We start from the raw sequence: 7,663 nt of genomic DNA, 5'->3' as shown, positions 1-7,663 counted from the left end.
TCGAATGCTTGATGCATACTTTGCCAGACCTGATCGCCCCATTGTTCCACAGTGAGTAGTTTTCGGTCATTGACGTCAGCGCTGGCAGCACTACCGAACTGGATCGCAGGGAAAGCGCCATTGATTTCCACCCGGTAAATGCCTGCTTCAGGGAAAGTCAATGTTACGTTTCCAGTTTGCCCGGTAAGCATTCCGTTTTGGGCGGCATTCGCTGTGTTTTCCCAGTAGATATTATAATTGTAGGTCTCGTCGCTGCGGGTGGGGATGGTAATGGTGGGGTCGGATATTATATCATCAACAGCCCAAGTGGTCACGAAGTTGCCGGGATCACCGGGTGTAATCACCGAACCGCCACTGCACTCTGTTGCCTCTGCATCGCCCGTAATCGTCCACCCTTTAGCTATTAACTGCTGTCGGGCAGTTTCAGCTGCCGTACCCGGACAATACTCTTGGCCCGAAGCATCCAATGTGATATTAGCAGGAACTGCCGGCAGCGCTGCCCAACCGATGAGCGTGGCACCATAACTGGCAGAAGAAAGACCGGTCGCGAGCAGCATATCGTCCATATCTGTCACATTGGAAATGTCCCAACTCCCTAAGGATTGGTCAAAATCAAGGGCAATGAAGAACATACTGTTCATCGTCGTCACGCTGGACACATCCCAACTGCTCAAATCCTGGTTAAAGACCGGTGCCTGGTAAAACATGAAAGACATATCCGCCACATTGCCCACGTCCCAACCCCCGATGTCCTGGTTGAATACGGATGCTTGCCAGAACATCCCTCGCATGTTGGTTACGCTGGATACATCCCAATTGCTGATATTGCCATTAAACGCTTTTGCATTATAGAACATGCTGCTCATGTCGGTTATACCCGAAACATTCCACCCACTGAGGTTGCCGTTAAATGCTTCTGCGCCCATAAACATCCGCGATAGGGACAATACGCCGCTTAAATCCGGCACATCGGTCGCATTCAACACCATGTACCGAGCACCCGAAAAGGCCCTTTCCATGGAAGACCATGCGATATCGCCCCACTGTTCGATACTCATCAGCTTGTCGGTCACATCGATACCGTAGGATCCAAGCCGTATTGCAGGGAAATTCCCGGTAATGGATACGGTATGTGTTCCCGTAGTCCCATAACTATGCGTTGCGTCCCCGGTTTGGTTGGTACTCGTATTTCCATCTCCCCAATCCACAGTATAGTTATACCCGGTAACATCCGAATTGACCGGAATTGTAATGGTTTCGTTTGCGGTGGTCGTTTGCCAGGTGGTGATAAATGGCCGCTGTGCCAATGCAGTCAGGCTAAGCAGTGTGAACGACAGCATAAACCACAAATAGATCAATGGCTTAGGTAGACGTGGTAGAGATCTTTCCATAACGCCACAAATTGACGACAAATCGATCGGAAATGGTATCCCCCTTTGGGGGGAGAGCGCGTAATGGCAGGGCTATCTGTATTTCCGGCTGATCAGTGCGTGACGGCTGTTCACCTCCAGTTTCTGGTAGATGTGTTTGATGTGGTATTTGACCGTTTCTACGGAAATATCGAGGCGGATGGCTACCTCCTTGTTCGTGAGCCCTTCCTCAATTGCGGCAACAATCTGTGTTTCCCGCGGTGTCAGCTTTTCCTGGAGATCAGCCGGGTTCCTGGGGTTGAAATACTCGACCACCATCCGGGCAATTCCAGGTGACATCGGTGCGCCACCCTCATGCAGCGACAAAACGGCTTCCTTAATCTTCAATAGCGGTGTTTGCTTAAGCAGGTAGCCCGAAGCGCCATTGCATAACGCCTGGAACACCCGGTTAGCATCGTCATACACCGTCAGCATAATTACCTGGCATAGCGGCGCATGCTTTTTGATGCGCTGGACCCCCTTGATGCCCGACTCGCCGGGGAGGCCGATATCGGAAAGCACAATGTCCAGGTAAACCGTTTCTTTCCATTGTTCAAAAAAAGCAGCTACCGAGTCAGCAGCGATCAGACAGGAGAAACCCGGCTGACTATCAAAAAAATTAATCAGCGTGCTCCGGATCTCCTCGTCGTCTTCGATAATGCCCAGGCGTATCATGGTGTAAAGGTAGGTATTGCCGAATCAAGTTCCTATCCCTCTTTCGGGGAGTACGGGTTTCTTTCCCCGTCGTTGATCATGGATCACGACATCGAGGAAATCCGGATTCAGCGGGAAGAATTACGTCACGATCAGTGTAAGCTGAAACACCCCGTCTTCTGCGGTACAGGAAAGCTGACCACCCATTTTAGCTGCCCGTTGTTGCATACTTTGCATGCCTCGGCCACCCTGTTGATCCGCAATACGGCCATCTCCGGTGGCATAGCGGTTCGTGACCCGGAGCCGGATCGCACGCTCCAGCGCTAATTCAATGGTAATTTCCGAGCCATCACCGTATTTAATGGCGTTGGTCAGCGCTTCCTTGAAAATCAGGAACAGGTTCTGCCGGATGATCTGCGACACCGGGCGCGACGTATAGTCGCCATGAATATCGAACCGGTAAACAGCGTCCAGTTCTTCGCGGAGCTTGTATACATAGTCCTTCATGCGGATTACGAGGTCTTTCACGGTATCAAACCGGGAATCGATCGACCATACCATATCGCTCATCGTCAACAATGCTTCTTTACTCGTATCAGCAATCTGCTGCAATTGTTTCCCGTCACCGGGATAGGGTTTTACCGACAACGAATCCGCCTGAAAGTAAATCCGCGTAAGCGAACTGCCTACCTCATCATGCAGGTCGCTGGCAATTTTAACACGCATCTTTTTTTCTTTGCGCATCACATGCTCGCGGTAGCGGAATACACTCCATATCAGCAAGCCAATTGCCAGTAACACCAGCGCCTTGAACCAGACGGTCTGGTGAAAAGCCGGCTTTACGACAAGCGGTACCTGAAGCATTGCACCTGCCTGCTGTCCGTCCGGTAATTGGGCCATAAGTTCCAGCTGATAATCGCCCGGCGGTGTTTCGACAAACGCGATTTCCTGTCGGTTTCCCAATGGGTACCAGTCGGTCTGGCTATCAAGCCGGTAAAAATATTGTAGTCCTTCCGTGTACTCGCTCCACCCACCGAAGCCAATTGAAAAATAGCGCGTGCCGGCTTCAATGACAATGCCGTTTTCCTTTAGGTACGGAAATGCGTAGTGGTGTTGTGTCCCCGTCCCGCTGCGCTCGGTCGTCAGGCGGGTAACCGCTAAGGGAATATCTTTCGGTGATACCTCGTTCAGCAATGTACTTTCATTGGCTACGCTAAAGCGTACCAGCCCGTTTATGGTACCCAGATACACCGTATCACCCGCATGGAAAACCGCGCGGTGATTAAATTCACTTGCCGGTAGCTGATCAAGTCGCGAATAATTCCGGATACGGTTGGTTTTCCGGTCGATGATGCTCATGCCATTCTGGGTTGCGGCCACCACGTGCTGGCCTTCCGATACGAGGCCATATACGGTATTGTTTGTCAACCCACCGCTATTGTCAATGGTGTCCTTTATCCGTCCGTCACTATCCAGTATGAGGATGCCTTTGCCTTCGGTACCCAGCCAAAATTCGGCACCAACCCGGATGATGCAATACACCGGACTATCGGAAATACGGTAATGCAGTGTGTCTGTATCCTTATCCCATTCCGCCAGCCCTGTCGGAGTGCCGATCCATAGCTTCCCATTGTTTTCCACTGTGGAAAGTATTTTGGTCTGCACCAGTACATCATCTTTGATCGGCTCGTAAGTATGCGTATAGGGATTCACCAGCAGCAATCCGGTATAGGTACCCACCCAAACCGACTCCCGGCCCGCCCGTGTGAGCGTTGTCATGTAAGTTTGCGGCGGATGTAGTCCCGATCGTGCCGGATGCAATACCAGGGGCGTAAGTTTCCGTTTGTTCATTTCATACCAGAACAACCCGTCCCCTTCCGTGCTCAGGAGCAAGGTATCCGCATTCCAGTGGAGTATATCGTAGACAAACTGATTCGATTCCGCTATTTTCTCACCGGTCTTTTCATCGATTGACACAAAACGGTCCTTATACGATCCAACGTAGAGGCGCCCGCCCGGATGTTTATAAATACTACGGATGCTGTTAATGGCAACCGCATCAGTAAGCATTGTTTTAAAGAGATGTTTGGCCGGCACCAGCTGCACAATCAAGTTATTCAACGACATCAACAGCGTATTCCCTTTATTTTCGAACCAATCGATGTGATTGTCGTTCATGTATTCCGGATAAGAAATCAGCCGCATGGTGGTCGTATCCTTAACAAAGTCATATACAAATAACTTCTCCTTCCCGATATCCGCCCGGTTGGTAAAAATCAACGTGCTATCCCGACCAAACGGTGCAAAAAAAGCAACTCCGTTCTTCCCCAGGTCCTTCGCACCGGCCGGTGACAGCCGTTCCATAGTCCCTGCATGGGTATCAAATACATATAACCCGTGTTGTGGCACATTAAGGAGACTTTTTCCCGAAGGATGGAAGTAAACATCGCGGATTCCCCACCCTTCAAACTCCGGAAGCCCGAAGTACTCCGGCTGCGAAAAACGGTCACCCGTTACCCGTATCCGGATCATTTTACCGATTTCCGTAGCCAACCACAACTCACCGGGGTACGGTTCCGTTATCGTATAAATGGCGGCCAGACGGAACTGTCCGTGAAAGGGTTCCGCAATATCGGTTACCAGTTCCAGGCTATCATTTGCCACGCGGTAAAGCTTTCCGTCACGGGTTCCGGCGTAGATACGCCCATCAATACCCTCGCCGAGGGACTGGATATTTACCTCGCGTATTCCGGGGTTCCTGGCAGCTGCCACCTTCACCCGAACCGCATTCCAGGCTTTCAGGTCGAACCGCGTCAGGCCGTCGAGCCCTGCAATCCAAAGGTTATCCCGACTGTCGGCCAAGATATCGGTTATCGTGCTATGCGATATGGCTGGGTTACTGTTCCGGTCGAAGCGAATTGTCTCATTGCCGTCGTAACGGTACAATCCATCATTCGTCACAAACCAAAGCAGACCGGCATGGTCCTTTTCGGTCAGCGTAATGATACGATCATCAAATTCTTCGGAGAGTCCGATATCCCGGAACAGAAATCCGTTCTCCTGCGCTATGGTGCGGGCCACGCCACATACGCATATGAGGCTAACGATCAAGAGGGCTTTCCAGCGTATGAATGCCATACGCAACAACGGCAGATGTACTTTCACTTATGTGATCTTCGTGTTCTGGCAGAAATAGGATGCCGGCTCCATAAGAAGCCGGCCACTCCAACGTACGAAAATAAAAAGAAACCACATAACCGGCAACCCAATCTTCATAAATTATCCAATCGTTATATGCCGAAGCGGAGTGCCGTCTTAACCAGCCGAACTTAATAGCTTAACGACAATCCCACGCCAAATCCCATATCGCTGTCATAGTGCGTACGGATTCCGACGTTCCGGGTAATGATGTAGTGCAATTCACCCATATATTCCTTATCGGTATTGACCATGAAACCCGCCCTCAACCGTCGGGTTACCGGTATATCCTCGCGCATCAGCTGCAAACGGACAATCCCGTCGTGATACACCTCTGCCTGAAAGTTGATCAGCATCGGCAGCGTATACAGCACGCCCACGCTTAGTTGTTTTCTGCTGTCCTTCTTGTTCACCTGGCCGAACATATTTTTTTCGTGCTCATCTATCCCCATCTTCCGGTACCGCCAGTCGAATCCGACAAACGGCATGAGCCATTGCATGCGGCCGATATACCGTCCAACGTGTGTTTCCACCTCGTAACCATGCATAGCGTTGTAGCCTACCGCCCATTCGACACCTACACCCCAACGGGCGTTCTGTAACATCGCCATTCCGTCATTGCCATTGGTTGCTATGTCGTTTTCAGCCATAAAATGCCACATATTACTTTCGTGCTGTAACATGCGATAAGCCATTTCCTTATCGTGCAACAACGGATTATCGTATTCACCGACGGCAAAGACCCGATTCATTCCGGCCATCATGTGGTAAAGGATATGACAGTGAAAAAACCAATCGCCTTCCGTATTAGCCTCAAATTCAATAACGTTGGTTTCCATCGGCATCATATCGAGCACGTTTTTCAGCGGCGCATGTTCTCCCTGTCCGTTGATCACCCGGAAATCAAATCCATGCAGGTGCATCGGGTGACGCATCATCGAATTGTTATACAGGGTAATACGCAGTATCTCGCCTTTTTTTACCGGTATTTTGTCTGTCTCGGACAGCACCCGGTTATCCATGCTCCATACGTACCGGTTCATGTTCCCCGTAAGGGTAAACTTCAGTTCACGTACGGGGGCTTCCGAAGCAAGGGTAGTTGGGTGCGGTGCTTTCAGCATCCCATAGTTCAGGGTTACCGGCCCATTAGCCCCCATCGTGTGACCGCTATGTCCGGCATGTTCACCGGCGGCCTGGGGTTGTACCTGTGCCTCCGGATACATTACCGCGTTCATATCCATTTGCTGCAAGCTCATGTCCATGCCCATATCGTTCATGTCGCCATTCATTTTCATCATGCCGTTCATTATCTTCATCCCTTCGAAATAGTTGAGCTTTGGCAAACGTGCCTGCAACTGGCGGACGCCGTCGCCAAGGAATAACGAGGCCGATCCCGAGCGGTCCTCGGCGGTAGCCAGCAGCTCATATGACGTATTTTCGGCTGGAATATTGACAACGATGTCATAGGTTTCCGATACCCCGATAATCAGCCGGTCAACCTCAACCGGCTCCACATCATTGCCGTCGTTGGCCACTACGGTGATCTTACCACCGGCATAAGTCAGCCAGAAATAAGAGGAGGCACCGCCATTGGACACCCGTAGGCGTACCCGGCTGCCGGACTTGAACTCCGGCAACTGGCTTTGATTCTTGCCGTTGATCAGGAATCTCTCGTAATAAACATCACTTACATCCATCGCCTCCATCCGCTTCCACTCGTTTACTACCTTGGTTTTAAAGTGCCCATCTCCGATGGCTTCGGCGTAACTCTGTACGGTGTTTTTCTTAATGCCAAACCAGTCGTTTCCAGCCGCAAGCATCCGTTGCACATTTTCCGGTTTCAAGTCGGTCCATTCACTCAGGATAACAGGGACCGTCGGCAGGTCATCAATCCCCTTCCTAAATGTGGGGTCGCCTTTCGGCTTGTGAAAAACCAGCGAGCCATACATGCCGATCTGTTCCTGCATACCCGCGTGGCTGTGGTACCAATATGTACCATTCTGTTTCACCGGAAAGCGATAGGTATGTGTCGCTCCTGGAGGCGTTGGCATCTGAGTAAGAAAAGGTACCCCATCTTCCCGGTTTGGCAGCTGCACCCCATGCCAGTGCAGCGCGGTGTTCTCATCCAGCAGGTTATGCAGCACGATTTCGGCCGTGTCACCTTCGGTAAATTCCAACGTAGGCATCGGTATCTGGCCGTTCACGGCAATTGCCCGTTTTTCTTTTCCGGAAAAGTTGACCACGGTATCTTTCACATATAAATCGTACCGCACTACTTTTTGTGCATATATCGTAGCATACGATGCCAGCATCAAAGCGGTCATCAGTATTTTGCGCTTCATATTCATTTTTATCGCTATTATTTCATCCCTATCGGCGTTGGCTTACGGCAACGGGCTCTG

General features: G+C 50.8%; 4 protein-coding genes. All 4 read right to left on the bottom strand.

Annotation, left to right across the window (positions count from 1 at the left end):
- A partial coding sequence (locus ABWO75_RS12925; protein ID WP_353186178.1) for a BspA family leucine-rich repeat surface protein occupies positions 1 to 1,391 on the bottom strand: 1,391 nt, incomplete at its 3' end.
- A gap of 72 nt (positions 1,392 to 1,463) precedes the next feature.
- On the bottom strand, positions 1,464 to 2,084 hold the full coding sequence (locus tag ABWO75_RS12920; protein ID WP_353186177.1) for a response regulator: 621 nt from the start codon (positions 2,082 to 2,084) through the stop codon (positions 1,464 to 1,466).
- A 120-nt stretch (positions 2,085 to 2,204) separates the two neighbouring features.
- Positions 2,205 to 5,228: a sensor histidine kinase gene (locus tag ABWO75_RS12915; protein WP_353186175.1), complete on the bottom strand. Its 3,024-nt coding sequence runs from the start codon at positions 5,226 to 5,228 to the stop codon at positions 2,205 to 2,207.
- Positions 5,229 to 5,392: 164 nt separating this feature from the next.
- Positions 5,393 to 7,603, bottom strand: a complete 2,211-nt coding sequence (locus ABWO75_RS12910; protein ID WP_502922405.1) for a multicopper oxidase domain-containing protein — start codon at positions 7,601 to 7,603, stop codon at positions 5,393 to 5,395.
- Between the last annotated feature and the right edge of the window lie 60 nt (positions 7,604 to 7,663).

Origin of the sequence: Parapedobacter lycopersici, from assembly GCF_040395035.1 — a bacterium.
GTDB lineage: Bacteria > Bacteroidota > Bacteroidia > Sphingobacteriales > Sphingobacteriaceae > Parapedobacter > Parapedobacter lycopersici_A.
This window is presented reverse-complemented; position numbering and strand designations above follow the sequence as displayed.